At 31.8% G+C, this 25,420-nt stretch carries 32 protein-coding genes; all 32 read left to right on the top strand.

Annotated features, from left to right (window positions below):
• Positions 1–38 precede the first annotated feature (38 nt).
• The 32 genes from AC1EU5_RS06125 (at position 39) to AC1EU5_RS05970 (ending at position 25,407) form a co-directional block, all read left to right on the top strand.
• Positions 39–1,172 carry a serine hydrolase domain-containing protein gene (locus AC1EU5_RS06125; RefSeq protein WP_480191486.1) on the top strand — a complete coding sequence of 378 codons (1,134 nt, stop codon included), beginning with the start codon at positions 39–41 and terminating at the stop codon, positions 1,170–1,172.
• Positions 1,173–1,446: 274 nt separating this feature from the next.
• Positions 1,447–2,307 carry a bifunctional helix-turn-helix domain-containing protein/methylated-DNA--[protein]-cysteine S-methyltransferase gene (locus tag AC1EU5_RS06120; protein ID WP_480191485.1) on the top strand — a complete coding sequence of 287 codons (861 nt, stop codon included), beginning with the start codon at positions 1,447–1,449 and terminating at the stop codon, positions 2,305–2,307.
• 42 nt (positions 2,308–2,349) lie between these two features.
• The gene (locus tag AC1EU5_RS06115) at positions 2,350–3,081 is read left to right on the top strand and encodes an SDR family NAD(P)-dependent oxidoreductase (protein WP_480191484.1); all 732 of its coding nucleotides are present in this window, start codon (positions 2,350–2,352) and stop codon (positions 3,079–3,081) included.
• 107 nt (positions 3,082–3,188) lie between these two features.
• Complete coding sequence (locus tag AC1EU5_RS06110) at positions 3,189–3,761, top strand: Crp/Fnr family transcriptional regulator (RefSeq protein ID WP_480191483.1); 573 nt, start codon at positions 3,189–3,191, stop codon at positions 3,759–3,761.
• 102 nt (positions 3,762–3,863) lie between these two features.
• Positions 3,864–4,169 (top strand): YdhR family protein, encoded by a 306-nt coding sequence (locus AC1EU5_RS06105; protein ID WP_480191482.1) that lies wholly within the window; start codon positions 3,864–3,866, stop codon positions 4,167–4,169.
• Between the two features lie 71 nt (positions 4,170–4,240).
• Positions 4,241–4,765, top strand: a complete 525-nt coding sequence (locus tag AC1EU5_RS06100; RefSeq protein ID WP_480191481.1) for a heme NO-binding domain-containing protein — start codon at positions 4,241–4,243, stop codon at positions 4,763–4,765.
• A gap of 9 nt (positions 4,766–4,774) precedes the next feature.
• The gene (locus tag AC1EU5_RS06095; protein WP_480191480.1) at positions 4,775–5,458 is read left to right on the top strand and encodes a type 1 glutamine amidotransferase domain-containing protein; all 684 of its coding nucleotides are present in this window, start codon (positions 4,775–4,777) and stop codon (positions 5,456–5,458) included.
• An 87-nt stretch (positions 5,459–5,545) separates the two neighbouring features.
• Positions 5,546–6,079, top strand: a complete 534-nt coding sequence (locus tag AC1EU5_RS06090) for a carboxymuconolactone decarboxylase family protein (protein ID WP_480191479.1) — start codon at positions 5,546–5,548, stop codon at positions 6,077–6,079.
• Positions 6,080–6,155: 76 nt separating this feature from the next.
• Positions 6,156–6,617 (top strand): nuclear transport factor 2 family protein, encoded by a 462-nt coding sequence (locus tag AC1EU5_RS06085; RefSeq protein WP_480191478.1) that lies wholly within the window; start codon positions 6,156–6,158, stop codon positions 6,615–6,617.
• 3 nt (positions 6,618–6,620) lie between these two features.
• Positions 6,621–6,821, top strand: coding sequence for a DUF2798 domain-containing protein (locus AC1EU5_RS06080; protein WP_480191477.1), 201 nt, complete (start codon positions 6,621–6,623; stop codon positions 6,819–6,821).
• Positions 6,731–7,027, top strand: coding sequence for a 2-hydroxymuconate tautomerase family protein (locus AC1EU5_RS06075; RefSeq protein ID WP_480191476.1), 297 nt, complete (start codon positions 6,731–6,733; stop codon positions 7,025–7,027). The genes AC1EU5_RS06080 and AC1EU5_RS06075 overlap by 91 nt, the downstream gene beginning before the upstream one ends.
• 92 nt (positions 7,028–7,119) lie before the next feature.
• Positions 7,120–8,169 carry a hypothetical protein gene (locus tag AC1EU5_RS06070; protein WP_480191475.1) on the top strand — a complete coding sequence of 350 codons (1,050 nt, stop codon included), beginning with the start codon at positions 7,120–7,122 and terminating at the stop codon, positions 8,167–8,169.
• Between the two features lie 124 nt (positions 8,170–8,293).
• Positions 8,294–9,136, top strand: coding sequence for an RteC domain-containing protein (locus tag AC1EU5_RS06065; protein WP_480191474.1), 843 nt, complete (start codon positions 8,294–8,296; stop codon positions 9,134–9,136).
• 103 nt (positions 9,137–9,239) lie between these two features.
• A complete protein-coding gene (locus AC1EU5_RS06060) occupies positions 9,240–9,929 on the top strand; it encodes a helix-turn-helix transcriptional regulator (protein WP_480191473.1) in 690 nt (229 codons plus the stop codon).
• A gap of 118 nt (positions 9,930–10,047) precedes the next feature.
• Complete coding sequence (locus tag AC1EU5_RS06055) at positions 10,048–10,587, top strand: SRPBCC family protein (RefSeq protein ID WP_480191472.1); 540 nt, start codon at positions 10,048–10,050, stop codon at positions 10,585–10,587.
• A gap of 153 nt (positions 10,588–10,740) precedes the next feature.
• Positions 10,741–11,706, top strand: coding sequence for a DNA alkylation repair protein (locus tag AC1EU5_RS06050; protein ID WP_480191471.1), 966 nt, complete (start codon positions 10,741–10,743; stop codon positions 11,704–11,706).
• 536 nt (positions 11,707–12,242) lie between these two features.
• On the top strand, positions 12,243–12,521 hold the full coding sequence (locus AC1EU5_RS06045) for a hypothetical protein (protein WP_480191470.1): 279 nt from the start codon (positions 12,243–12,245) through the stop codon (positions 12,519–12,521).
• Complete coding sequence (locus AC1EU5_RS06040) at positions 12,518–12,892, top strand: DUF1801 domain-containing protein (RefSeq protein ID WP_480191469.1); 375 nt, start codon at positions 12,518–12,520, stop codon at positions 12,890–12,892. Before AC1EU5_RS06045 ends, AC1EU5_RS06040 begins: the two co-directional genes overlap by 4 nt.
• A 43-nt stretch (positions 12,893–12,935) precedes the next feature.
• Positions 12,936–13,565, top strand: coding sequence for a LysE family translocator (locus AC1EU5_RS06035; RefSeq protein WP_480191468.1), 630 nt, complete (start codon positions 12,936–12,938; stop codon positions 13,563–13,565).
• A 10-nt stretch (positions 13,566–13,575) separates the two neighbouring features.
• Positions 13,576–14,298, top strand: coding sequence for a hypothetical protein (locus AC1EU5_RS06030; protein WP_480191467.1), 723 nt, complete (start codon positions 13,576–13,578; stop codon positions 14,296–14,298).
• A 164-nt stretch (positions 14,299–14,462) separates the two neighbouring features.
• Positions 14,463–15,275, top strand: coding sequence for a DUF6597 domain-containing transcriptional factor (locus tag AC1EU5_RS06025; protein WP_480191466.1), 813 nt, complete (start codon positions 14,463–14,465; stop codon positions 15,273–15,275).
• 75 nt (positions 15,276–15,350) lie between these two features.
• Positions 15,351–15,845 (top strand): VOC family protein, encoded by a 495-nt coding sequence (locus AC1EU5_RS06020; RefSeq protein WP_480191465.1) that lies wholly within the window; start codon positions 15,351–15,353, stop codon positions 15,843–15,845.
• 136 nt (positions 15,846–15,981) lie between these two features.
• Positions 15,982–16,215 (top strand): thioredoxin family protein, encoded by a 234-nt coding sequence (locus tag AC1EU5_RS06015; RefSeq protein WP_480191464.1) that lies wholly within the window; start codon positions 15,982–15,984, stop codon positions 16,213–16,215.
• A gap of 68 nt (positions 16,216–16,283) precedes the next feature.
• Positions 16,284–17,006: a hypothetical protein gene (locus AC1EU5_RS06010; RefSeq protein WP_480191463.1), complete on the top strand. Its 723-nt coding sequence runs from the start codon at positions 16,284–16,286 to the stop codon at positions 17,004–17,006.
• Between the two features lie 138 nt (positions 17,007–17,144).
• Positions 17,145–17,408: a DUF2024 family protein gene (locus AC1EU5_RS06005; RefSeq protein ID WP_480191462.1), complete on the top strand. Its 264-nt coding sequence runs from the start codon at positions 17,145–17,147 to the stop codon at positions 17,406–17,408.
• A 53-nt stretch (positions 17,409–17,461) separates the two neighbouring features.
• Entirely contained in the window at positions 17,462–18,073 is a 612-nt protein-coding gene (locus AC1EU5_RS06000) for a MarR family winged helix-turn-helix transcriptional regulator (protein WP_480191461.1), read from the top strand.
• Entirely contained in the window at positions 18,051–19,538 is a 1,488-nt protein-coding gene (locus AC1EU5_RS05995) for a serine hydrolase domain-containing protein (protein ID WP_480191460.1), read from the top strand. The genes AC1EU5_RS06000 and AC1EU5_RS05995 overlap by 23 nt, the downstream gene beginning before the upstream one ends.
• 399 nt (positions 19,539–19,937) lie before the next feature.
• Entirely contained in the window at positions 19,938–20,216 is a 279-nt protein-coding gene (locus tag AC1EU5_RS05990; RefSeq protein ID WP_480191459.1) for a helix-turn-helix domain-containing protein, read from the top strand.
• A gap of 68 nt (positions 20,217–20,284) precedes the next feature.
• Positions 20,285–20,749: a hypothetical protein gene (locus AC1EU5_RS05985; protein WP_480191458.1), complete on the top strand. Its 465-nt coding sequence runs from the start codon at positions 20,285–20,287 to the stop codon at positions 20,747–20,749.
• The gene (locus tag AC1EU5_RS05980; protein WP_480191457.1) at positions 20,746–21,423 is read left to right on the top strand and encodes an ATPase; all 678 of its coding nucleotides are present in this window, start codon (positions 20,746–20,748) and stop codon (positions 21,421–21,423) included. Before AC1EU5_RS05985 ends, AC1EU5_RS05980 begins: the two co-directional genes overlap by 4 nt.
• Before the next feature lie 119 nt (positions 21,424–21,542).
• A complete protein-coding gene (locus AC1EU5_RS05975) occupies positions 21,543–23,294 on the top strand; it encodes a hypothetical protein (RefSeq protein ID WP_480191456.1) in 1,752 nt (583 codons plus the stop codon).
• A gap of 115 nt (positions 23,295–23,409) precedes the next feature.
• Entirely contained in the window at positions 23,410–25,407 is a 1,998-nt protein-coding gene (locus AC1EU5_RS05970; protein WP_480191455.1) for a hypothetical protein, read from the top strand.
• The last annotated feature ends 13 nt before the right edge of the window (positions 25,408–25,420 follow it).

The raw sequence follows: 25,420 nt of genomic DNA, 5'->3' as shown, positions 1-25,420 counted from the left end.
ATTTTGCGAACATTTTACTAATTCATAAAGAAGATTACATGAAAAAACTTCATGTCATAATAAAACTAATTTTGTTAAGTGCAATTGTTTTCACCTCTTGTGCTCAAAAAAAACAATCCGAAATTAAAAGTTCAGATAACGAGTTAACTTTAAAAATTGACTCTCTTGTTAGTCAATATAATACTAAAGGTTTTAAGGGGGCTGTTTTGGTTGCTAAAAAAGATACTGTCATTTTCAATAAAATCTTTGGTGATTATCATAACAGAACTAAAACCCCATTTTGGATTGGCTCTATATCCAAACAGTTTACGGCTACGGCTATACTTAAACTTCAAGAAGATGGTTTACTAGCTATACACGATTCCATATCCAAATTCATCGATAATGTACCAGCAGATAAAAAAGAAGTAACCATTCATCATCTTCTTACGCACAGCTCTGGACTAGCAAACAACTATATAGTAGATGGTATTACAGATAGAAACGAGGCAATAAACGTAATTTTATCTTCGCCATTAAAATATAATGTGGGAGAGAAATTTAGTTATTCTGCTGAAGGTTATAACCTTTTGGCAATTATAGTCGAATTGGTTTCAGGTGATTCGTTCGAAAACTATGTTTCTAAACAATTGTTTCTTCCAGCACGTTTAAAGCAATCAGGATTTTGGGGTGTTGACAACGAAAAATCTAAAAATGTAGCGTCTTTCAAAAATGTTGATTCCATGCATTTGTTTCCGGAAACAATTTATAGCCAAGGAAAGAGCGTTCAAAATTATGGATATAAAGGAGCAACAGGAATTTACAGTACAGTTGAAGATTTATATAAATGGATCAAAACAATACATAACGATTCGTTATTACATCAAGAAAGCACTAAGCAACTATTGACACCTTACATTGCTGCTAGAGGCGATACAATAAATGGCACACTATACGGATATGGTTGGTTTTTACAATTTAAGGAGGGCAAGCTTATAGAAACCAGACATGGTGGTGCCGAAGATGCAAGTGTAGGACATAATAGTATGATCAGGTTCTACGATAATGGAAACTTAATGATTGTACTTTCTAATGCTGGACTTTACGAAGGACAAGGCAAGTACAATGGATTAGAATGGAGTACGGTTGTTAGTTTTGTTTTAAGAGGTGTATTAGAAAAGAGCGCTCAATAAACCCGATCTGTGTATAAAGCTCGCTTGTTTATCTAAAAAAGGTAAAAAGATTATTGATGAGGCCATCGTTGTTCGTTTTAAAGAAGCTGAAGATGCCATTGATATATTTACAGCGAAAGAAAAAAAAGAGCTTTCAAAGTTACTTAAAAAAATGATGACGCATCTCAAAACGGATAGTTGAATCCAACATATTTTATTGTAAACATTTAGCAAGTTTTGGGTTTTGAGGGATATATACCCATTATATATTTACCATTCTAATTTTTTACTTTCAATGAACCAACAATCTAATGTTAACTATAGGAGAATAGCTGATGCCATAAATTATATTCTGCAACATTATCCTGATCAACCATCATTAGAAGATATTGCAGAAAAAATACATTTGAGCCCATACCACTTTCAGCGTTTGTTTACAACTTGGGCTGGTGTAAGTCCCAAGAAGTTTCTGCAATATATAAGTGTACAATATGCAAAACAGATTTTAAGAAGTTCAAACACCACTTTATTTGACACCGCCCACGAAATTGGACTTTCTGGTACAGGTAGGTTGCATGATCTATTTGTGAAGATAGAAGGAATGACACCTGGTGAATATAAAAACAAAGGAGAAAACCTTTCTATAAACTACAGCTTTCACAATAGTCCATTTGGCAAAATTCTGGTTGCTTCCACTCATAAAGGTATTTGTTTCATGGGGTTTTTGAGTGATTATGATGTAGCTTTATCTGATTTAAAAAATCGATTTTCTAATGCTAACTTTATTCAGCAAACAGATCAAATTCAGCTTAATGCTATAAAAATTTACGCTGGAGACTGGAATAAATTGGAAAAAATAAAGTTGCACTTAAAAGGAACAGATTTTCAACTAAAGGTGTGGGAAACCCTCCTAAAAATACCAACAGGCAACTTAGTTACCTACGGAACAATAGCTAAATCAATTCAAAAACCAAAGGCATCTAGAGCTGTAGGTACTGCTATCGGTTACAACCCGATTGCTTTCTTAATACCATGTCACAGAGTTATAAAATCTACTGGCGTTTTAGGTGAATATATGTGGGGATCAACTAGAAAAACTGCAATTATGGGTTGGGAAGCATCGCAAATTAACTCTCGAGGAATTGATATCATTTGAAATGTTTTAAATCGTAATATAAAAATATATTTAATTATAAAAATGGAAAGTTTAGAAAATAAAACCGTTTTAATTACTGGAGCGAATAGAGGTATTGGTAAATCTTTGGTAAAAGTAGCCCTTAAAAAGGGTGTAAACAAGATTTATGCTACTGTAAGAGATCGTACTAAAATACCCGTATTCGATGATGACAGGATAATCTGGCTTGAACTAGACATTACTAAAGAGTCTCAAATTTCCAAAATTGTTAAAAGAACTAAAGACACGGAAATACTTATTAATAACGCTGGTGTATTATATGACGGAAATATATTAGATGGCCAAATAAATAGTATGAAATTTAACATGAACACCAATTATTATGGAACGGTTAATATGATGCGTGCTTTTGTAGCAACTTTAAAGAAAAATGCACCATCCAGAATAGTTAATATCGTTTCTATTGCAGCATATTCACCATTACCGTTTATAGCTGGATATGCTGCCTCCAAAGCTGCCCTTCATTCTGCCACAAGATCTGTTAGAATAGAATTAGCAAAAAAAGGTATTAAGGTGCATAGTGTAAATCCTGGAGCAATAGATACAGATATGAACAAAGGCAGTGATTGGGATATGCCAACTTCAGATGAAATAGCAGAAATAATATTGAACAAAGTTGAGGCGAATGAATTAGATATTATACCTGATAAAATGGGAATTGGTATGTATGAGTCATTCAAAGACGATCCCTCGAGATTAGATAATATATTTTATAACATGTATTACGCAGAATAAAAATGATTTTTTTTAATTTTTATCTTCGATTATGAAAACATTGTCATAAAACAATTTTTGAAAAATTTAAGGTTACTAATTTCGTTGAGTTTTATTAAAGTTATAAAATGTATAGAGAACTAGAAGATTATATAAAAGGGCAAGTCACGGTTACTAAAAAAGACCTTGAACAGATAACCTCATATTTCGAGCCTTTAAAAACAGTAAGAAATGAAATGCTTTGTAATATTGGGCAAGTATGTAATCATTTCTACTTTGTGAAAAAAGGATGTTTAAGACTCTATGAAATTGACGAAAAAGGAAACGATATTACAGGTTATTTTGCTTTAGAGAATAGTATTATTTCTGCTAATACTAGTTTTATGCTCCAAAAACCATCAAGAGATTGTTTGGTTTCTTTAGAGCCTTCAGAGTTATTAGTCATTGGGCGCAATGATTTTTATAAGTTGGTAAATGAAGTTCCTGCTTTTGCCAGCGTATATCACCAATTTTTAGAATTTGCATTTATCCATTCTCAAATGCGCATCTATAGTTTCTTAGGTATGGAAGGCATTGATAAATTAAAATGGGTAATGGAACACGAACCCAAACTACTCTCAAGAATTTCAAGCAAAGCGGTTGCCTCTTATTTAGGAATGACTAATTCTACACTCAGCAAATTACGAGCTAAACTCAAGTAGTTTTTACTTCTTTACGCTATACAAAACGTTGTCATATGACAACGTTTATTTTTTATATATACCCCAATTTTGATGTATTGTTTAATCTAAAAAAATACAACAATGAGTAAGGTTTTTGTTTATACAGAATTACAAGCCGCGGTTCCTTTTGATAGCGTTCCATGGCAAAAAATTAATGAGGGTATTAAAAAGCAACCTGGTTTTATACGTAAAACATGGTTGTCAGGTGTAGGTAGTAATAGCGTAGGTGGTTTTTATGAATTCGACTCTTTAGAAAACGCACAAAAATTCGCATGGGATTATTTTCCTAATGAGCCTAGAGGATTTGGCGTAAGTTTTCAAACCAAAATTTTTGATGGTGACGTAGCTGAAGAAGCAAGTAGAGATATGAATTCACCTCATTATTAATAGCGTTTGATTGAAGTCAATGTCAAATACTTGGCATTGGCTTCAATTCAATTGTTTAAAAACAAATACATATGAAAGGTTTAGTAGTAGATTGCCTAAAAGAGTTGGTAATAACAAATTTTGGATCAAGAATGTGGTATAACATTCTGGTTAAATCAGAAGTAGATCCAATTAAAAGCTTTGCAATGAACGAAGATGTCGAAGACGATCTTGTTCTAAAAATGTTTGGAAGTACTTGCGAAACTGCTGGTATGGAATTTACACAAGCTTGTGAAGCTTTTGGTGAATTTTGGGTTAGTCATTATACTAAGAAGCATTATCCGGAATTTTATGAAGGCGTAAGCTCTGCCAAAGAGTTTCTAGTGAAACTAGATGATATTCATAGTGAAATAAGAGAAAGAATTCCCAATGCAAAACCCCCAAAGTTGACTTACAAATGGAAAGATGAGAATACCGTTGTTGTAGGTTATAAATCACCTCGAGACTTGACAGAATTATTCGCCGGCACTGTTAAAGGATTAGCCAAACATTATAATGAAAGAGTAAATGTAGCAATACTTGACAGAGAAAACATTAACGTTCAATTCCTAAGCTAATTTTTTAAAATGAAACATATTTTATTTATAGTAACAAGCGCTGCTAAAGTAGGTAGTGCCAAACATTCTACAGGCTACGAGTTTTCTGAAATAGCCGACCCTTATTTCGAGTTTACCGAAAAAGGGTTTACAGTTGATTTCGCAAGTATCTTAGGAGGAAAACCACCTGAAGATGGTTATGACGCTTCACATAAAAACAGTCATAGATTTAAAGAAAGTAATGGGTTTAAAAGGCTGAATTTTAGTCACAGATTAGAAGATGTCGATATTGAGGCATATGATGCAATTTTCTTTCCAGGAGGGCTAGGCCCTATGGTAGATATGTTGAACAATTCAATTGTGAATGATACCATTAAAAAAGTTTATGAAAGTGGACGAATTGTTGGTGCAGTATGCCATGGGCCCGTAGCCTTATTAAATGTTAGGCTGTCAAATGGTGAATATCTTTTAAAAGGCAAAAATGTAAACGCATTTACAGAAGCAGAAGAAAAAGCAAAAAAACATCATTTGGGCGAAGTTATTCCTTTTATGTTAGAGGATGCATTAAAAACTCAAGGTGCAATATTTATACATACTAAACCTTTTGAGCCTGAAATCGTTGTTGATGGAAAACTGGTTACTGGGCAAAACCCAGCATCGGCTGCAGGAGTAGCGAAAGCAATGATTATTCTTATTGATAAGAATGGCAAGTAAGAGTTAGAAGAATATCTAATTTAATAAGCGGAATAACATCGCATTTTTGTAAAATCAATACACTTAAGCAAAAATCAAATAATAAAAATGGAAAAAATGACAGTACCTGCAAGAGAAAATGTGACGAAAAATAATCAATCTCTTTTTGACAACTTAGAAGAAGTAGTAGGTTTTGTGCCTAATATGTATGCTTTTATGGCTAATTCACCTTCGGCTTTAGGAGATTATCTCACATTTCAGAACAGAAAAACATCTTTAGATAATAAGGAAAAGGAAGCTATAAACTTAGTAGTAAGTGAACTAAATAACTGTCGTTATTGTAAGTCTGCCCATTCATCAATAGGTAAAATGATAGGGTTTACAGAGGCGCAAATACTTGAAATTAGAAAAGGAACTGCTTCTTTTAATTCAAAATTAAATACACTCGTGGTATTTGCAAAGGCTATAACAGAACATAAAGGAGAAGTATCTGAGAATATTAAGTCTGACTTTTTTAATGCTGGCTATACCACAGAAAATTTGATTGATGTTGTATTTATAGTAGGCGACAAAATCATTACCAATTATCTATTCGCTTTAGCGAAAGTACCTATAGATTTTCCCCTAGTAAAAGAAATATAATTATGAAACCATATTTCACTTCTATACCACATTGCGAGTAGGACTGACTATAGTAAGTTGTCAAAAACAAGAAAAAATGAATACCGAAAATTTAGTCATCACAGGAAAAGAGTCTGATACTTTAAAAAACGGTGAGTTAATAGCTTTACATAAATTTTATAGAGCATTTAATGAAGGAAATATTAATTTAATGCAATCTGTTTGGTTAAATACCTCTGAAGCTTCAATGAACAATCCTTTAGGTGGAATTATGCGTACTTGGAATGAAATTAAAACGGTGTATGACAATATATTTAATGGGAAAGCAAATGTTTATGTTGAGTTTTATGATTTCACTATACATAAAACTGACAATATGTTTTTAGCTACTGGAAGAGAACGTGGACACTTCAAAACAGCTAACCGTACAATTTCTTTAGCTATTAGAACTTCACCTGTATTTATAAAACAAAATAGTGTTTGGAAACAGTTACAACATCACGGCTCTATAGAAAACCCAAAGTTATTACAGCAGTATCAAAATTCTGTTAAGAAATAAAATATGAAACAAAACCTTAAGTTTGCTCTAATAACGGCCTTTATTATTACGAGTTATATAAGTCTGATTCTAGTATTGAAAAATGCTGGTTATAATCATAGATTTCTATCGTTATGGCTAAGAAGCAGTGGAATCACTTATCTGCTAGCAGTTCCTTCTCTACTTTTAATTTCACCAGTTGTAAGGAAAAAGTTAAAAATGTAATTATGCCATACGTAAATATTAAAGTTACCAAAGAAGAGTTGACACAAAAACAAAAAGCTGAACTCATTAAAGGCACAACAGAAATAATAGAAAACGTTTTACCCCCTAACAGCAGAACGACTATTGTCATAATAGAAGAAGTGGATACTGACAATTGGGGTATACAAGGTGAACAAGTTACCGTAAGGAGAAAAGTAAAGGGCTAATTAAACTAAGATTGTGGTTATTGTAATTATATTAAGAAGAAACTTGTACATAATTTAGAATTAGAACAACAATTATTTAAAATAAATCAACAATGAAATCAAAACTTTTATCTATTCTAATTCTATTTGCTCTTATTTCTTGTAAAAACAAAACGGAAGAATATGTTTGTAAACCCTGTGATTTACCATGTGACCAGATGATTTTCAATGCCCCAGGAACTTGCTCTCATTGTAAAATGGACTTAATTAAAAAAAGTGAGGCAATTTCTGAAAAGAAACTAATCATTAATGAAATAAAAATTGAAAATGGAAGCGGGAAATTTTTAATTGACGGAGGTTTACAAAAGGAGAAGCGAATAATCATTCATTATTATAAACCTAAAAGCATTAAGCCAGAATCTGCGATTTTATTAGTTATACCTGGTGCTGGAAGAGATGGGGATGAATATCGAGATGCTTGGATTGAAAAAGCAGAAACGTATAATATAATGGTAGTCTCACCTGAATATTCTGATAAATATTATCCGGAATTCTGGAGCTATAATCTAGCAGGAATGATTAAAGACGTGAAAATAAATGACGAAAGAACGGCTATGGAAAGTTTTAAAATAAGTAAAAACCCTAATGAATGGATTTTCAATGATTTTGACCGAATTTTCCAAACAGTTAAAGAAAACCTTAATCTAAAAACGGACACTTACGATTTATTTGGGCATTCAGCTGGTGGACAAATTTTACATAGACTTGCAATTTTTAAGTCGGATAGTAAAGTCAGAAGAATTTTATCATCAAATTCAGGTTGGTATACTGTTCCCGATGATAACGAAGACTTTCCCACTGGCCTAAGAGGTAGTTATAAATCAGGAAAGGATGTGGATTTCAGTAAAAATCTAGTCTTATTTCTTGGAGAGAAAGATAATGCCGATGAGAAGAGGGGTAGCTTAAGACGATCGCCAGAGGTTGATAAACAAGGGCTTCATCGATTAGAAAGGGGAATCTATTTTTACAATGAATCAAAGAAAATTGCATCAGAATTAAATACTGAATTCAATTGGCAAATTGAAATTGTTCCAAACATAGGCCACGATTTCAGAGAAATGAGTAAAGCTGCCGCGGATTATTTATACAAAAATGATAATTAATTATACAGAACTTTTATCACCTCGGACAAGTAAAATACTTATTAAAAAGCAAATTAGAAGTAATACTACTATCAACAGGTAGAGACATACATGTAACATATGTTATTTAGAAAAGCAATAAAGGTTGAAAGAGTATTTAAATATTGTTAAAAAGCTCGAACAACAATTACAAAGTATCGAGCTGGAATATGACGATATTTTGTTGATTTCCGAGCGATGTGTTAAAGCCTGTAAAGTAGCAATAGATTCCGTAAAAAGGATAGTTTATGACAACGGTTTTAATAGTGTTGAAGAAGAAATTCAATTCTTCAAAACAATAAAACCTTTAATATACAGCAAGCTCATTTATTATATCAAACTTTTCAACATTGAGAGCAAGCATCCAAGAGGCTCACGAAAGACTCAAATAAAATACTTTAATTGTCAGGTAGAAAAATTGCAGGTTTTCTTTAACGACAATTTAGATTTCTACCACTATTATAGAAGAGGCGCTACTATGTTCGATGAGTATTATTTCGTTCGTGGTAAGGGTAGCGTTAGAATGCATCCAGAATCCTTCCATTCTTTTATAGATGATGAATTTTCTACAAGCCATGATGAAATTGTCGCAACAATTATGGCCTATGACGTGCTCATTGTCTATTTAAAGAGAGAAATAGACAAACTAGAAGATAACAATTTCGATATGAGTCTTAATCAATTACAGAAGCAATCAAGAATAACCTGGACTAGTCAAAAAGTAAACTTAATAGAATTGATTTATGCACTTCACAGTACAGATGTGATAAACAATGGTACTGTAGATATTAAGGACATAGCGCGTGTGGTTGAACGCATCTTTAAAATAGATTTGGGAGATTATTATCGGGCATTCTTAGAAATACGAATGCGTAAAAAAGGAAGAACTAAGTTTCTCGATTTACTAAAAGAGAATCTCGAAAAACGAATGAATGAAATAGACAATTAAAATAATAAAGTTTGAAAATAGTGAAACGTAGTTACTAAATTATAGGGCATTATTTTTACAGTTTATCAATTATAGAATAAGTAATTTTAGTTAATAACAAAAGATGAATAGACTAACTCGAATCACATCAATTTTAATTCACTTGCAATCTAAAAAAATTGTAACTGCTAAAGAAATTGCAAATAGATTTGAAATTAGTTTACGAACCGTTTATAGAGATATTAAAACACTTCAAGAATCCGGAGTTCCAATTGGTTCAGAAAATGGTAAAGGATATTATATCGTTGACGGATATTCACTTCCACCACTAATGATTACAGAAGAAGAAGCCAATGCCCTAATCATTTCAGAAAAGCTAATTTTAAATCAAGGAGATACCTCGCTTAAAAAAGATTTCAACTCGTTACTTTTAAAGATAAAATCTATACTAAGAAATTTTCAGAAAGATAAGCTTCTCAAACTAGAAAGTAGAATAACGCCTTCTTATGAAAGAGAATCGTTCGAAAGTAATTCGTTATCGATAATTCAAAAAGCAATCACGAATAATATAGTCGTACGAATTATGTATCATTCACTTTATAAAGATGAAGTCACCCTAAGGCAAATAGAACCCTTAGGAATTTACTTTACAGAAAAAGCATGGGTTGTAATTGCATATTGTAGATTGAGGAATGAAGTTAGAGAATTTAGAACCGACCGAATTTTAGAATTAAATATTACTTCTCAAACCTTTGATTATCAAAAAGAATTTAATATTTCAGATTATTTTACCGAATTACTCAGCCATAGTTGACATAGGGTTGTCACCTGTCTAATTTACCTTTGTTTCAAATATTTTTTTAACAGAAATGAGACGATTATTAATGATACTAATACTTTTAATTAGTTGCGGTAAACAAAGCAAAGTAAAAATGAATCAGAAAAAAGAAATCAAAACAATAGTAATTTTCCCAAAAGCAATTGACTTTGTAAAAAGCCCCTTAAGAAACCGTATGATATTAGAATTAAACCAGTCTCGTGCAGAAGTTTATGCATTAGTAGGTGACCCCGCTAATATGCCAAAATTTAGTGCTGGCCTAGAAAAAGTAGAAACTATTATGGAAAATGGAAAATGCATATCATATACATGCTATTTTAAGCCATTAGCGGAAGGCGAAAAAGGTGTTGTTCATTCAGAAGAAGTTGTTTGGCAAGAAACTAATCTTGGGTGGGCTTCAGCGAAAATAGATGCGACAGAATTTGGCTTTACCGAAAGTTTTTCGTTAACAATGCTTGAAGACAAAGATGGTAAAACCATACTAAAATGGTTTATGCATTATAATCACGACAATATAGAAATGTTAGAAATGAACAAAAATACATTAGTAGAAGTATTTAACGATATAGCGAAACAATTAATTGCAAAATTTGATGGAAAAATTATTGAGAATTATGTGGAACCATCAAAGTAATAAATGAGTACAGCACTCAAAAATATATACTCCAAGACATTTTTCAACAACCTTTCCGATTGTTTAAATGAGTTTCTACCAAGCTTTAACAAGAAGGCATTTATAAACCGCATTTTCAATTATGATTGGAATAAACTGGAACTAAAACAAAGAATGCGACATACGACCGTTGTTCTTGGCGATTTTTTTCCAAAAGAATTCCATCAATCTGCCATTTATATTGAATTACTAATTAACAAGTTAGAACAAAAAGGTTATAAAGAAATAAGTGTGGAATTCATGTTCCTTCCAGATTTTATAGAAGTGTTCGGGATAGACCATTTTGACATATCTATTAAGCTTATGGAAAGAGTTACTCAGTTTACAAGTTGTGAGTTCGCTATTAGACCTTTTATTATTAATAATGAAAAAGAAATGATGAGGCAGATGCTCGATTGGACTAACCACAAGCACCCAATGGTAAGACGATTGGCCACCGAAGGTTGCCGGCCACGACTTCCTTGGGCAATAGGAATACCAATTTTAAAAGAAAATGCCCAACCCATAATACCAATTCTAGAAAATCTAAAAAATGACGTTTGTGAATCGGTAAGAAGAAGTGTGGCAAATAACCTAAATGACATTTCTAAAGACAATCCACAAATCGTAATCAGTCTTGTTAAAAAATGGAAGGGTGAAACAAAAGAAACTGACGCTTTGATTAAGCATGCTTGTAGAACGCTCTTAAAACAAGGAAACTCAGAAATAATGGAATTGTTTGGTTTCGGTTCCATCGATAAAATTAAAATATCCAATTTTAAAGTCTTTGCACCTAAAGTTAAAATAGGCGGAATCTTGAAATTCTCGTTTTATATTATAAATAGTAATAACTCAGCATCAAAAATCCGTTTAGAATATGGTTTGTATTATCAAAAGGCAAATGGTTCTTTATCAAAAAAAGTGTTTAAAATAAGTGAGAAAGACTACGCCGAAAACTCAAAGACTAAAATCAGTAGAAAACAATCTTTTAAAGTAATTACAACTCGAAAGTTCCATGTTGGAGAACATCAAGTATCGATTATTATAAACGGGAAAGAATTCGAGAAAAAGAAATTTGAACTGGTTAATAATGAGAAGTAAGAACTGAAATCAAAGGAGTTGAAGCCTTTATTATAGTCATAATTGGTTAGTAAACATGTTAAGAATTTCTGGTAACAATTTCCTATCCTAATCGTCATCCTTTTCTAACCTATTCCTCTAAGTATGAAAAAGAAAACATTTAAATTTCTTAAAATATTATCTGCAATATTTCTATTAATAATTATAATTGTTATTACAGCGTTATTGTGGCCGATGCCAAAATTAGAGCCACCAATAAAGCACGATGTAGTTTTCATATGAATGTGAAAATAGTATACGGGCTTTTAAAGAGTCCTCTTATGAGAGTGCAATTTGCAGATTAAAAGATTTGCTAACATTGTATGTAAATTGCTAACCTTCTTCTATTAGCCAACAAAACCAGTGACTAACAGAATGCCCTATAAGTAATAGGGTGTTAAGTCTTAATTCAAGTCGCTATTCTTTTTTATTTTGTAATTTACTTTCCTAAATGTAATGCTTTTAATTCGATACGACTCATATACAAGCACATTGACGGTAATAAATAAAAAAATGATATGATTATTGACTTTGTTATCGGTATAATGTTAATGGGTAGTTTGTTTCATCTTTCTTTTGCTATTTGGAAAGTGAAAGTTTTAAATCCATTTGGCAAGAGCTTAAAATCGAATATTGCGTACGGAATATTTGTGTTTTTTATTTCTATAGGTTTGTATTTATACCAATATGGAGTGGACGAATTGATTCAAGATAAAATGTATTTAGGAGGAATATTTGCTTTGATTTACACTATTATATTTGGGCTTTGGATTAATCGAAAAAAACAATTAAAATGACAGAAGTTGAAGATTTCATTTATCAGTACGAAAATAATCAACGTGACGTCATGTTTTATTTTCATAAGATTTTGACAACAGAATTAAATCTGACAGAGAAGATAAGATTTAAAATTCCTTTTTATTATGGAAAAAGTTGGATATGTTATTTAAATCCTATTAAAAATGATAAAATTGAGTTTGCTTTTGTCAGAGGGAATGAACTTTCTAACTATCAGGGGATTTTAGATAATAAAGGAAGAAAACAAGTCTACAGTATTGAATTTGAAAAAGTTTCTGAAATACCAACTCAACAAATAAATGAAATCATTCAAGAGGCAATTTTACTTGACGAAACCAAATCTTATGAGTCAAAAAGGAAATCAAAATGAAAATGAAACTATGTATAATTAGGAAAAAGTAAATGAATAAATTATGGAAATAGCAACATGGTTATCATTTATTGGTACGGTAATTGTCTTAGCAATTACGCCGGGCCCAAGTGTTCTATTGGCAACTGCAAATAGTATGAAGTATGGTAAAACTAAAACTGTTGGAACAATTGCAGGAGATTTGACTGCAAATCTGTGTCAAATAATTCTTGCTTCGGTTGGACTAGCTACAATAATAATTTCTTCTGGTGAATTATTTCAGTTAATCAAATGGTTCGGGGTGGTATATCTTATATATATGGGAATAACAAAGATCATGGCCAAACCGCATATAGAATTAACAGCTGATAAACTTGAGGATAGGAGTTTCTCAAAATTATTTATTGAAGGCTTTTTAATGTCGGCGGCAAATCCAAAAGCCATAGTATTCTTTGCAGCACTTTTCCCATTATTTTTAAATGAAACGTATCCAATAATTCCGCAAATAATTATTCTGGCAAGTACTTTTTTAGTAATAGATGGACTTTCATTATTTAGCTATGCTATGTTTGCCGAAAAGCTAAAATCCTATCTTGAAAATCAGGAGAAGGTGCACTTGCAAAATAGAATTGTTGGTGGCTTACTCATTTTAAGCGGAATAATGTTATCAATGGTGAAAAGAACAAATAATTAAAGTGAATAGAATGCATAAAATATATATTGTATTATTAATATCATTTTGTTGGATTGGGAAATCGAACGCACAATTTGGATATAGAGTTTTAAAAAAAGAACAATCTAGCGATGCATTTTTTAAACTTAAATATCAAACTCTTAATGATAGTATCGGGACAGGATACGGTTTCCCAAACCCTACAAACTACAGTTCAATCGTTTTTTCTAAAGACAAGCCTACAGGAGATAAAACAAGAGATTGGACAGAATTAGTTGTAAAATACGTTGAAATATATAAAGATAAATCTTCAAATAGACTACTAAGGTTATTAAAGGCAAAAAGCAACAAAGATTCTCTTAAGATAAAAAACAATACTCCTAAAGAATCAACAGCATTCGACACACTAAGAATTTATAAGTTAAGAAAGATGAGAAGTGGTGTTGCCAATGGATTAAATACTTTGATTTATAAAAATGCGCAAGTGAGGTTATTTGGCGCTATAGTGTGGGAAAATTACTATGTGCCTCACCCACTGGTTTTCTTTCAAACTACAGAGTTACCTATTTATAAAAGTAACACCTACTATTTAAATTACAATAATCATAAAGCTTTTAAACGCTCTGCTAAGCGACTCTTTAAAAAGTGCCCAAAAATTCTAGAAAAAATTAATGACGGTGCTTATTTTCCAAGATATGGTAAGAATTTAAGAAAACTTGCAGATGACTATGAATTATTATGCACTGATGAATAATAACTACTACTAACAGTTTGTATAATTAGTTACGCCGGAATTTCCTAATCTAAAATTCAACTCGTTTCGCTAAATTAGATGCGTCATCCAAAAAAACTAGTATATTTTTTCCTTACAGACATTTACATCTAGTGTTATGTATTGCTTAGAAAAACAAACCATTAATGAACTATCAAACATTTCAACCACATCCAGATTTAAGAGCATTTGTTAAATTTTATTGGACTCTAGAAGTCCCTTTTGATTCAAATAATCAGAAGCAGAAAATTATTCCTGATGGATGTATAGAGATGACATTTAATCTTAAAGATAAAATTAAGCGATACATATCAGAAAATGAGTTTGTTACGCATCCATGCGCTATGGTAATGGGGCAAAGAACAAAATCCTACTATATAGAACCTCTAGGAGATGTTGACTCATTTGCAATTTGCTTCTATCCTTACGGATTCGCAAACTTTGTCTGTACTCCTCTTGAAAATTTGGTAGATATTGAAACGCCAATCGAAAATTTGTTTGGAGAAGTTCCTGCAAAAGAGTTAGAGCAAAAAATCCTTCAAGCTGTCAGCACTCAAGAACGAATAGAAATCATTGAAACATTTCTTTTAGATAAATTGAATCAAAACGCAACTATCGAAAATTTGGTAAAAACCACTGTAGATTCCCTTCTTGCGACTAACGGAAGTAGTTCAATAACTAAAATATTAAAAGATAACCTATCAAAAAGAAGACAACTCGAAAGAAACTTCAAAAAACAGATAGGCATTAGCCCAAAACAGTTAGGCAAAGTATTGCGTTTACAGACAGCTTTAAACATGTTACTTAATAATAATAAAAACCTAACAAATATTGCTTATGAAAGTGACTACTTCGACCAAGCACATTTTATTAAGGACTTTAAAGAATTTATCGGAACCACGCCAAAAGAGTTTTTAGGAAATGAAAATATGGCGCTATCTACCCTTTTCTATAAATAAATTTAAGTGTCGCATTTTTACAATTTCATGTCACTCATTGAAAATAGTTTTACTGTTTCAAACCAGTTAAGATCAATGAAAAGAATACTACTAGGTGTCTCCATGCTGTTTGCTATGGGTTTTATTGCTTGTAATAAGCAAAGTAAATCCAATTTAGAAACAGAAAAGCAAAATTTACAGGTTAAAGAAAATATAAGTGATATGAATAGTTTTATTTCCCTTTTTGAAATACCAGCTACAGATATTTCAAGAGCAATTAATTTTTATAAAGCGATTTTAGGTATTGACATTGAAAAAATGGAAATGCCAGGAATGGAAATGGGAATTCTCCCGTATGAAAATCAAATGGTTACAGGAGTTATATCAAAAGTAGAAGGGTATAAACCTTCTGCTGATGGTGTAATTATATATCTAAACGGAGGGGATAATCTTCAAACCATACTTGACAAAGTTGAGCCAAATGGAGGAAAAATTATTGTTCCCAAAACAGCTCACGCAGACGAAAGTGGCTACTTTGCTCTGTTTTTAGATACAGAAGGAAACAAGCTGGGACTGAATTCGCCTAACTAATTTTCAGGAAAAAGCTAAACTCCTACTTCAACGATTTTATAGTATGCATCAAAAAAAAGTCTTATAAAATTATACTTAGTTAGGAATCCTTACTATATTTGCATTGCAATAATGCAACAACATAAAATTTAATAACATGAGTAAATCAATTTTTTATCACGCAGGATGTCCTGTTTGCGTAAGCGCAGAGCACGACATAGTTAATTTAGTAGGAGCAGACAATGTAGAAGTTGTCAACATTGGTGAAAACAGAGCACGAATTGCAGAAGCTGAGAAAGCAGGCGTAACATCGGTTCCAGCTTTAGTAACACCAAACGGCAACGCATTACATATTAATTTTGGCGCTTCTATGGCAGATGTAAAAGGTTAATTTTTTAAACTCTATAGTTAGGATTCCTAATTTACGAACAGAATCCTAACTTTTTAAATCAATTTAAAATGAAATCAATACTATTATTATTTACAGCAACCATTCTTTTAAGCGCAAACTTTGCTAGTGCACAAGATGGTAAATACAAAAATGACGATTTTAATATTAAAAAAGTTAGTGTAACCCACAAACCCGATTTAGGAATTACTATTTGGGAAATAAGCGTAAACGGAACCGCAGGAAAAACAACACCGACAAAAGCAGGAGAATTGGATGGAGCACCGGTTTTGGGGTATGTATTTCCAACAAATTTAAAACCAACTGATGTTGGATTTAATCAAACAGCGGGAATTGTAGCCCTCGCTTTAACATCACATCCAGACTTTGATGATACACCGCTTTGGGATGAAAATAGCGACAACATATACAATAACGATGGCGTTGTTTGGCATCCACATTGGGTAATACTGCACGAAGATAAACGTGTTGCGGGAGGACTCTCGGTTAAACAATTTAAAAAGGCAGACAAAACCGTTGTTTTACCACCAACCAACCCAGGAATGCAAATGTATATGGATTCACCTGGTTATCCTGTTACCACTAAAAATAATACGATAAAAGTTATAGTTCCAGATTATCGAATGAATAACAAAACAGATTTTAACTATGATGGCGTAACAGCATTTATGCAGGTAAATACGAGTAAAGAAAATCTTCCAATGTTGGGCGTTTACGAAGTTTTTAGCGTTGCCAGTGGCGATCTATCATTACCTTATAAAGTAAAAAAATAAGATGATGAAATGCGTATGAACTATTTTGAGCATATCCTACCGACTAGATTAAAATAGTTTATACAAAAGCGAAGTGGTTCCATCTATGATAAATTTTGGAATAACTTCATTTACAGTAATTTACAAAATTTTAAACAGATGAAAATAGCAGTTTGGGATACCTATGTAACAAGAGAAGATGGCAAAGTAATGCATTTTGATATTTTAGTACCAAATAGTGTAACAGATGAAAAAATTATTTTTGGTTATGGTGCGGCTTATCTAAAAAAGAAACCATTTCTAACGGGTGTGTTATCAGCAAATGAGTGTCGCTTTTGTCATATAGAACAAGCAACCCAAGAGATTACTTTGTCAATTGAACAAAAAGGATATTTCATTATAGAAATGGAAAATTGCAATTAATTTAATTAGGATTACTAACTTTACCTGTCGAACAAATTTCGGCAGGTTCGTTTATGAAAGAAAGTACATTTAACCCACAACAACAAGAAAAGAACCTTTCAGATAAAATCGTTGCCGGATTGGAACGCATATCAGAAGTTTTTAAAATACTGTTATGGAAAAAAGCGAAATCGATTGGCTTAAGTCCAATTCAAATTCAGATACTTATTTTTATAGCTTATCATAAGCAGAGCTTGTGTAATGTTAGCCATATTGCCAAAGAATTTAATGTTACTAAACCAACGGTAAGTGATGCTATAAAAGCTTTGGACAAAAAAGGGCTGATTGTAAAAGATTTTTCATCTTCAGACAGTCGCAGTTATTCAATAGTATTATCCGACTCAGGACGGGATATAATTTCTCAAACGTATGATTTTTCAAATCCGCTAAAAAAGCAAATTGATAATTTTTCGCAACCAGAATTAGAAAGCTTATTCGAGACTTTGAGTCAATTAATTTATAAGCTAAATCGCAGTGGTATTTTAAACGTTCAGAGAACTTGTTATGGATGTAAGTTTTACGAAAAGCATCAAGAAGTTAACTATTGTAACTTACTTCAAAAGGAATTAATGACACAAGAAATCCGATTAGATTGCCCGGAATATGAAGAAAAAATCAGTTACTAATTATAGCACCAATTTGAATATGAAAATATCTATCAAAGTAGTGATATTTATATTTGGGTTAACAATTTTGTCATGTAAAGACATAATTAATCCTCAAGCTAACCTTGATGCATTAAAAATTGAAAATAGTTTAGTAAGCACAGCAACTGTAAATGGTAGAAATGGAGAGTATAACATATACGACAGAATGGACTATTATGGTGTGTCGGGAGTGAGCATAGCGGTACTAGAAAATGACACCATTCGAATAAAAAAAGGGTATGGAGTTAAGAGTGTTTTGCTAAAAGATTCTATCGATACCAATACTATATTTCAAGCTGCATCTGTTAGTAAACCAATTACTTGTTTTGCCATATTAAAATTGGCAGAAAAAAATGTTGTCGATTTAGATACCGACGTGAATATGTATCTAAAAAACTGGAAAATAGATTATTCCAATTATTCAGACTCTGCTAAAGTTACGCTTCGTCAATTAATGTCCCATAAATCTGGGCTAACTGTTGGCGGATTTCAAGGGTATAAAAATCGTGATAGTTTGCCTGATATAATAAATATATTAAACGGGACTAGTCTGGCAAATAACGATGCCGTGAAGCTAAAATTCGAGCCGGGTACAGATTGGGCATATTCAGGAGGAGGATATGTAGTTGTTCAAAAACTTATTGAAGATGTATTAGAGATGAAATACGAAAATGCTATGGATTCGATAGTATTTAAACCTCTAAAAATGAATTCAAGTTTTTTTGATCCAACTTTTGATGATAAAACAAAAAATGTAGCTCAAGGATATAACTATGATAAGAGCTTGGTTAATAATGGCTGGAGATTCTACCCAGAATCAGCAGCAGCAGGATTATGGACAATCCCATCAGATATAGTAAGGTTTATCAAGGCAATCAATGAATCGTTAAATAAAAAACAGGATAGCCCCCTAACTGTCGAAAGTGCAAATGCTATGCTAGACTTAGGGCTTTTTATAGATACTAAGAAAAGCCCGACAGTTTTTTCTTTTAGAGGAACAAATAAAGGGTATCGCTGTGAATTTATCGGGTTTACAGAAAATGGTAATAGTAATGGTGCGGTAATAATGACAAATTCTTATGCAAGTCGATATTTAATTCAAGAAGTTTTACGATCGGTTTCTAATCACCATGATTGGAGATACCCTTTTGCAAAAGATATAGTCGAATTCAGACAAGACATAAGGAATAGAAGAAGCTTAAATTATTTAAAAGGTAAATATCAATATGCCAAAAATAAATATGTTATTACTATAGAACCCAGTGATAGTTTATTGTTAATGAAAAGAAATTGGAATGGAAATTTTTCTTATCTAACTCAAATTTCAGATAGTTTATTTTTAGATACATCTACTTTAAATGAGTATAAGTTCACTATTGATCAAGAAAGCAATAGCCCTATGCTTCTCGTAAATAATAAAAGAGAGTATAAAAAAATAAGGTAAATAGAACAGTATTTACTAGGAGTATAACTAAATGAAGAGGAGTGCCTTTCTCGAAAATTTACTTGAATTAATTTACTGTTACAGCTTTAAGCTTGTTATAAATTTTAAATCCTCTTAATAACTAAAAACACCCAAGTTCTATATCTTGGGTGTTTCGGTTTATAACTACTTCTTTAATTTTTATTGATTTGTTTTTTAGTTAAACAAAGAATCATGTAAATCAAATCTACATAATGTAATGCCTTGAAAACGAGTAAAAAATAACACCCAAGATGACAAATCTTGTGAATAAAACCCACCAAATCACTTCAACTTTGTAAAACGAAAGTCAAATCGTGGTAAAGCTGTCATTTAAAAATGATAAACCTTGGCAGCTTTACCATTTTAAATCGTTTTACTATGGCAGCAACAATTATAACTACAGAAGATTTGTATGAGTTCAAAATGGAGCTTATAGAAGAAATCAAACAACTTTTCAATCAAAATTCAGGTAACGTAACCAAGAAGTGGATGAAATCACCAGAAGTACGTGAACTACTGGGCATTTCACCAGGTACTCTACAAAATTTAAGAATCAACGGTACAATACCTTACACCAAAGTTGGTGGTGTGTTGTATTATGATTATCAGGAAATCATGGAAGTGCTGGAAAAGAACAGAGTACATAATAAATTCTGATTTTGGAAGGTATAAACTACATCAAGCACCTTAATAGTGTCTTAGCTTTATTTTCAAAAGATAATCGATTGAATCCAAGTCATATTAGTCTGTATATGGCATTGTTTCAAATATGGAATGATTATCATTTTAAATCTTCTTTTTATATCAATCGTGCCGAAACAATGGATTTATCCAAGTTAGGTTCAAAAACCACTTATCATAGATGTATCAAAGAATTAAGTCATTGGAAATACATCTTATACGAACCATCACACAACCCTTTTCGAGGTAGTAAAATTAGGATGTTCTATTTCGGGACAACTTCTGAACAACCCTTGGACGCTTCCCATACCAATATCGAGGCAACTTACGAACAAGTAGTGGTATCTAAAGATAAACTTATCAAAACAGGAAGAAACAGTACAAACAACTCAAAACAAAAAAATATTAAAAAAAAGAATTTTGATAAAAGTGAGAAACTTAAAACAACTGTGCCATATCAGGACAACCTAAAGACAAGTACCGACAAGAATTACAACGAACCTTTATGAAAAGTCCAACACCACATATCATTTTTGAAGCCGACAAATATTATGAACTTGGTAAGCTAAAAGGCAATCAAATCTTGTATGACTTTGATAAAGTTTTAGTCTATTTGGATGTCAAAGGAAAATTGTTGTTTGGTGACAAGTTCAAGATTTACAAAGAAGATAGAAGCATACTTTACAAACTCTGCAATTATCAAATTAGAGATTACCATACGTGTAAAAAATTAGGCATTAGCCTTAAAAAAGGCATTTTACTTTCTGGACCAGTAGGCTGTGGCAAAACCAGTTTAATGAAACTCATTCGTCATATCACACCACATTACAAAGCCTATGAAATGATTCCTACTCGCAATGTAACGTTTGTTTTTAATCATATTGGCTATTCCACAATCGAGCAATATGGCGATAACCGTTTTTATTGTTTTGACGATTTAGGTGTTGAACCCACAGGACGCTTCTTTGGGAAAGATTGTAATGTAATGGGTGAAGTCCTACTCTCTCGCCACGATTTGTTATTAAATCATCGTATAAAAACACATGGAACAACCAATCTAAATGCCCAGGAACTAGAAGAACGTTATGGTAACCGAGTACGCTCACGAATGCGTGAGCTATTTAATTTAATTGGGTTTGATAAGAGGAGTAAAGATAAGAGGAGTAAAGATAAGAGGAAGTAATATGGGTTTCCGTAAGAAACTAACTGCATAATTTGTATCTTTAAGTTTCAAAATAATTGCAAATTACATCGAAATACTAGAGGCTGATGTTAATTCATTGGCTTTTTTATTGGTTAAAAATGAAATTAACAGGCAAAATAGTCATAACATTTAAAGATATATTCCCTGAGGAAGAATCTCTAGCCATTAACGATTATCTTGAAGGTATAGATAAAGAAATGCTTCTCAAGTTTGGTTCTTTTATAATGGGTTTCTCAAGAAACTCAGAATATGAGAACCCAGTCGTGTTTTTGAATATGTTTTTTTCAAGAGAAAATTCAAAGTTTGTTGAAGAGGTATTTGAAGGATTGAAAAACTTTGTAAGTAAAGCCGAATATGATATTGATACATGCAGTTTTCCATTTATAGTAAGTAGCTTATCCTTTTTTGAAAATGCGTACGATAAAGAATATGGGGAATCAAAAAACTATACGAATCAAGAGATTGAAATTAGGATTTTTAAAGCGTACTTACTCTTTAATCAAAAGAACACGACAGATAGAACACCTATTCTAAATGGAACAACCGAACATTTGAAAAAAGATATTTCCAAGTATGCTGTAGCATATTGCTTAGGTTTGTTTTTAAATAGCTCAGACTTTTCAAATTATGATATGGGTAAGATTTTTGTAACCCAGACGATAAGGGCAATCTCGTTTTTCAATTTTTTAGAGTCAATTGAAGAAGCAAAAGAATTACTTAAGAAATTCTATAGATACTATGAAGTCTCTTCGTATGAAGAATATATTAAAGGGTTCCTTCCTGTGAAATTGGCTGTTGTTAAAAAGGAACGAGATGCACATACAGATATAGTTATTTCGGATGAGCAGAATCGAGACTCCAGCATAGCATTTTTACAAAAATTTTCTATTGTTGAGTCCGAATTACTTGAAGACTTTGATTTTAGAAATATGAGAGCTAGTCCAATCTATCAAGTAGATGAGAACACATTTAGAATAACATATCCCTTATTTGTTCTTGAATTAATTGGCAATGGACTATATTTTAAGTTTAAGTCTATTAATGACCAACTTCCAAAAGCCCAAAGAGTAAAAGATTTATATGGCTTGAAGACTTATCAATTTTCGGAGAAATATATTTTACACACAGTCTTAAAACAATATTTTGGGAATAGATACTTTCAAAGAAACGGTGATGAGTTAGACGGTAAATTTGAAGGAGCCCCAGATTACTATGTGAGAAATGGTAAAAGAGTTTTTTTGTTTGAGTCTAAAGATATTTTAATAAATGCTAAAGTAAAGCAATCATCAGATTTCAATGCTATCAATGAAGAATTATCTATAAAGCTTTTTCAGAATGAAAAAGGGAAGCCGAAAGCTGTTTTGCAATTGATAAATAACGTACGAAAAATTTTATCTAAAACCTTAGACTTTGATTCTAATTATAACTCCCGAAATGTTATAGTCCATCCGATTTTAGTTCTTCATTATAGAATATTCAACACAGCGGGGCTTAATAAATGGATTAACTATTGGTTTCAAGATGAACTTTATAACTTAAAGCAAGAAGGTTTCAACATCTCAAAAATAAAACCATTGGTGTTAATTGATATTGATACTCTTATTTTTAATAAAGATGTATTTAGTAGAAGAAAAATATCATTAGAAAAAGTACTGCAATATTATCAAGAAAATTATATAAACTTTTCTGTTAAAGGAAAGAAATATAGAAGTGAAGAAGAAGCAACTCAAGCTCAAAAAAATTCTTTAATTCCATTTGGAGAATATCTAGATGATTTGATTGACCGAAAAGGGTTAAGAGATGTTCCAATAGAGTTTAAAGAAAAAACATATGGTTTGTTTGAGTCATAATAACAAGTCAAAAATTAAATTTAAGCTCAATGCGCAAGTCCTTTTCAATACTCAATTCTGATCAAGTCAATAAATATGGATACCTAATTCCCGTTTCTGTAATGGAAGATATGATGTGGGAAAAGGCCACGTTGGTGTACCAATGCATCTTGGACATAATATGCATAGGCCTATCGGTTGCATGATTCCATATGGTTTATATTTTAAGCCTCATTTAGTTAGGCAATTAGGACTTTCCTTAGCTCCTGAATCTGATGAAGAATCAAAGGAAATAATTGATTTTAAACAGTATTCTCAGCTCCAAAATTTAAAAGAAGACATTACCAAAAACGATGGAAAATTGTTGGAATTACTAAAGGATAAACTATCAGACGATTTTAAATATGTTGGAGCGGGAACATTGGCCATAAGTGATAAAGAAATTACGAGTAAGTACTTTCCCGAACTTTTTCATGAAACAGACAAAAACGGATTAATTAAGATATCCGATATTGAAAAAAAGTTTACTTATAAGTATCATGGAGTATTCATTCATAATGAATTACCTCTTTGTATTTATTCACATGATTATTTTAGAAAATCCCTTTCTAGGCTAAATAATTTTCATCATCTGTTTTTGGATGAATTTATGTCTCATAGAGGAAAAGAAAATGTCATGCTCAGAATTGCAATCGATCGTGATATGATTGGTTATGCTCCTGACTTTCGACAAACCCTTGAATTTGAATATTGGTTTGGACCTAAGTACAATGATGATATTTCTAAGATTTCACCAGGGCTGACTAAACATTCTAGTAGTGAATTTGAAAAGTATTATTATGAGGTTTCTTCAACTGAGTTTTATTGGAAGAATAATAATAATTACAAGGAGTTCGAATTAGAGGAGTTAAAAGAAAATGAAGCACCGATGATCGAAGATTTTTATGGATGTAGATATGTTCATTCTATTTATGATACGAACAAAAGGACATTTGTACATTTTGATGGCGCAATTCGCGGTTATAGCACTGAGCTATATTTTGAGAGAATAGAACAGAAATTGACAGAGTTTGGTAGAAGAAGTAATTATAAAAAGTTGTTCAGAATTGATGGTAGTTTAGAGTTAAAAGACTGGAAAAGCCTTATCACTAAATATATGCAAGGAAACCCTCTCGTCTATGAATATTTTAAAATTGAAAAACCAGCTTCTCAATTTGATAAGCTACCTAAATCAAAAAACTTGATAGAAGAACTTGTGCCACATACCTTAGAGAAGGAAGATGGCATTCGTTTATTGGTTACTTACCATAAAGAAAATAAAGATAATTATTGTAGCTCACATAATGTCTCTATTTATGATGTTGTACAAATGGGAGATACTAGTTATTCTACATTAGAGGTTGATGTTCTTGAAATACAAAAGGCACTAAAACGTTTGGGCAAAAACCTCCACATAAAAGAAGACACTCTATTTGGAAATATTAAAGATAGCTACTGGAACATTCCTTGCATTTTTCATAGCGACAAGAATCCTCAAAAAGACTTAGAACTCACAATTTCAGCCTTGAAATTGGTATTCTCTAGAATGATTGAAAGAGAATTGGACTCAATTATTTCATTTACGCTAGCATGGAATATGGAAGATAAAGAAGTTAGAGTTAGCGTGTATGGACATATAGAGCTACTTCATCAATGGCTTTCTAATTTTAGCAGTATACCGACTATTAGAAATGATTTTAAAAAATGGCTTGAAAAGCAGAGAGAGTATTTGAATTCTTATTTTCAACCAGTAACAGATAAGCCAAGAATATTAGATATTGTACAGTTCGACGGTGTAATCTATTTAAAAAGGCAAATAGTTGGAGAAGAATTTAACCCAATTCCAAAAGAACAAGATAATTCATTAGTATGTGAATATAGAATACCTAACCAAGAAGAAGAAAAGTATTCTTTATTGAAGGACGGGAGTATAAGACCAGTAATGGCTTATATTATAGATAAACAAACGTGCAGTAAAACGAATCTTGAATATAGTGAAAGTCCGTATTCGAAATTTTTAGATAGCGATGTGCACAAAATTGTAGAAAAAGTAAGCGGATTAAGTTTTTATTGGACCGATAAACCGATATACTAGATTGCACAATTCA

It is taken from the genome of Maritimimonas sp. 2405UD52-3, assembly GCF_056591715.1.
Note: the sequence above shows the minus strand (reverse complement) of the source record. Positions and strands in the feature narration are given on the sequence as shown.

What these genes read in the sequence shown, in the direction of transcription:
- AC1EU5_RS06115 (WP_480191484.1), top strand. Translation starts at nt 2,350, where the DNA reads ATGGAAAGTTTAGAAAATAAAACCGTTTTAATTACTGGAGCGAATAGA.
- AC1EU5_RS06085 (WP_480191478.1), top strand. Translation starts at nt 6,156, where the DNA reads ATGAATACCGAAAATTTAGTCATCACAGGAAAAGAGTCTGATACTTTA.
- AC1EU5_RS06100 (WP_480191481.1), top strand. Translation starts at nt 4,241, where the DNA reads ATGAAAGGTTTAGTAGTAGATTGCCTAAAAGAGTTGGTAATAACAAAT.
- AC1EU5_RS06125 (WP_480191486.1), top strand. Translation starts at nt 39, where the DNA reads ATGAAAAAACTTCATGTCATAATAAAACTAATTTTGTTAAGTGCAATT.
- AC1EU5_RS05980 (WP_480191457.1), top strand. Translation starts at nt 20,746, where the DNA reads ATGAAAAGTCCAACACCACATATCATTTTTGAAGCCGACAAATATTAT.
- AC1EU5_RS06015 (WP_480191464.1), top strand. Translation starts at nt 15,982, where the DNA reads ATGAGTAAATCAATTTTTTATCACGCAGGATGTCCTGTTTGCGTAAGC.
- AC1EU5_RS06010 (WP_480191463.1), top strand. Translation starts at nt 16,284, where the DNA reads ATGAAATCAATACTATTATTATTTACAGCAACCATTCTTTTAAGCGCA.
- AC1EU5_RS06075 (WP_480191476.1), top strand. Translation starts at nt 6,731, where the DNA reads ATGGCTAAGAAGCAGTGGAATCACTTATCTGCTAGCAGTTCCTTCTCT.
- AC1EU5_RS06120 (WP_480191485.1), top strand. Translation starts at nt 1,447, where the DNA reads ATGAACCAACAATCTAATGTTAACTATAGGAGAATAGCTGATGCCATA.
- AC1EU5_RS06045 (WP_480191470.1), top strand. Translation starts at nt 12,243, where the DNA reads ATGATTATTGACTTTGTTATCGGTATAATGTTAATGGGTAGTTTGTTT.
- AC1EU5_RS06050 (WP_480191471.1), top strand. Translation starts at nt 10,741, where the DNA reads ATGCGACATACGACCGTTGTTCTTGGCGATTTTTTTCCAAAAGAATTC.
- AC1EU5_RS06020 (WP_480191465.1), top strand. Translation starts at nt 15,351, where the DNA reads ATGAAAAGAATACTACTAGGTGTCTCCATGCTGTTTGCTATGGGTTTT.
- AC1EU5_RS06005 (WP_480191462.1), top strand. Translation starts at nt 17,145, where the DNA reads ATGAAAATAGCAGTTTGGGATACCTATGTAACAAGAGAAGATGGCAAA.
- AC1EU5_RS06105 (WP_480191482.1), top strand. Translation starts at nt 3,864, where the DNA reads ATGAGTAAGGTTTTTGTTTATACAGAATTACAAGCCGCGGTTCCTTTT.
- AC1EU5_RS05995 (WP_480191460.1), top strand. Translation starts at nt 18,051, where the DNA reads ATGAAGAAAAAATCAGTTACTAATTATAGCACCAATTTGAATATGAAA.
- AC1EU5_RS06110 (WP_480191483.1), top strand. Translation starts at nt 3,189, where the DNA reads ATGTATAGAGAACTAGAAGATTATATAAAAGGGCAAGTCACGGTTACT.
- AC1EU5_RS06060 (WP_480191473.1), top strand. Translation starts at nt 9,240, where the DNA reads ATGAATAGACTAACTCGAATCACATCAATTTTAATTCACTTGCAATCT.
- AC1EU5_RS05990 (WP_480191459.1), top strand. Translation starts at nt 19,938, where the DNA reads ATGGCAGCAACAATTATAACTACAGAAGATTTGTATGAGTTCAAAATG.
- AC1EU5_RS05975 (WP_480191456.1), top strand. Translation starts at nt 21,543, where the DNA reads ATGAAATTAACAGGCAAAATAGTCATAACATTTAAAGATATATTCCCT.
- AC1EU5_RS06025 (WP_480191466.1), top strand. Translation starts at nt 14,463, where the DNA reads ATGAACTATCAAACATTTCAACCACATCCAGATTTAAGAGCATTTGTT.
- AC1EU5_RS06055 (WP_480191472.1), top strand. Translation starts at nt 10,048, where the DNA reads ATGAATCAGAAAAAAGAAATCAAAACAATAGTAATTTTCCCAAAAGCA.
- AC1EU5_RS06080 (WP_480191477.1), top strand. Translation starts at nt 6,621, where the DNA reads ATGAAACAAAACCTTAAGTTTGCTCTAATAACGGCCTTTATTATTACG.
- AC1EU5_RS06090 (WP_480191479.1), top strand. Translation starts at nt 5,546, where the DNA reads ATGGAAAAAATGACAGTACCTGCAAGAGAAAATGTGACGAAAAATAAT.
- AC1EU5_RS06030 (WP_480191467.1), top strand. Translation starts at nt 13,576, where the DNA reads ATGCATAAAATATATATTGTATTATTAATATCATTTTGTTGGATTGGG.
- AC1EU5_RS06070 (WP_480191475.1), top strand. Translation starts at nt 7,120, where the DNA reads ATGAAATCAAAACTTTTATCTATTCTAATTCTATTTGCTCTTATTTCT.
- AC1EU5_RS06040 (WP_480191469.1), top strand. Translation starts at nt 12,518, where the DNA reads ATGACAGAAGTTGAAGATTTCATTTATCAGTACGAAAATAATCAACGT.
- AC1EU5_RS06095 (WP_480191480.1), top strand. Translation starts at nt 4,775, where the DNA reads ATGAAACATATTTTATTTATAGTAACAAGCGCTGCTAAAGTAGGTAGT.
- AC1EU5_RS06000 (WP_480191461.1), top strand. Translation starts at nt 17,462, where the DNA reads ATGAAAGAAAGTACATTTAACCCACAACAACAAGAAAAGAACCTTTCA.
- AC1EU5_RS06035 (WP_480191468.1), top strand. Translation starts at nt 12,936, where the DNA reads ATGGAAATAGCAACATGGTTATCATTTATTGGTACGGTAATTGTCTTA.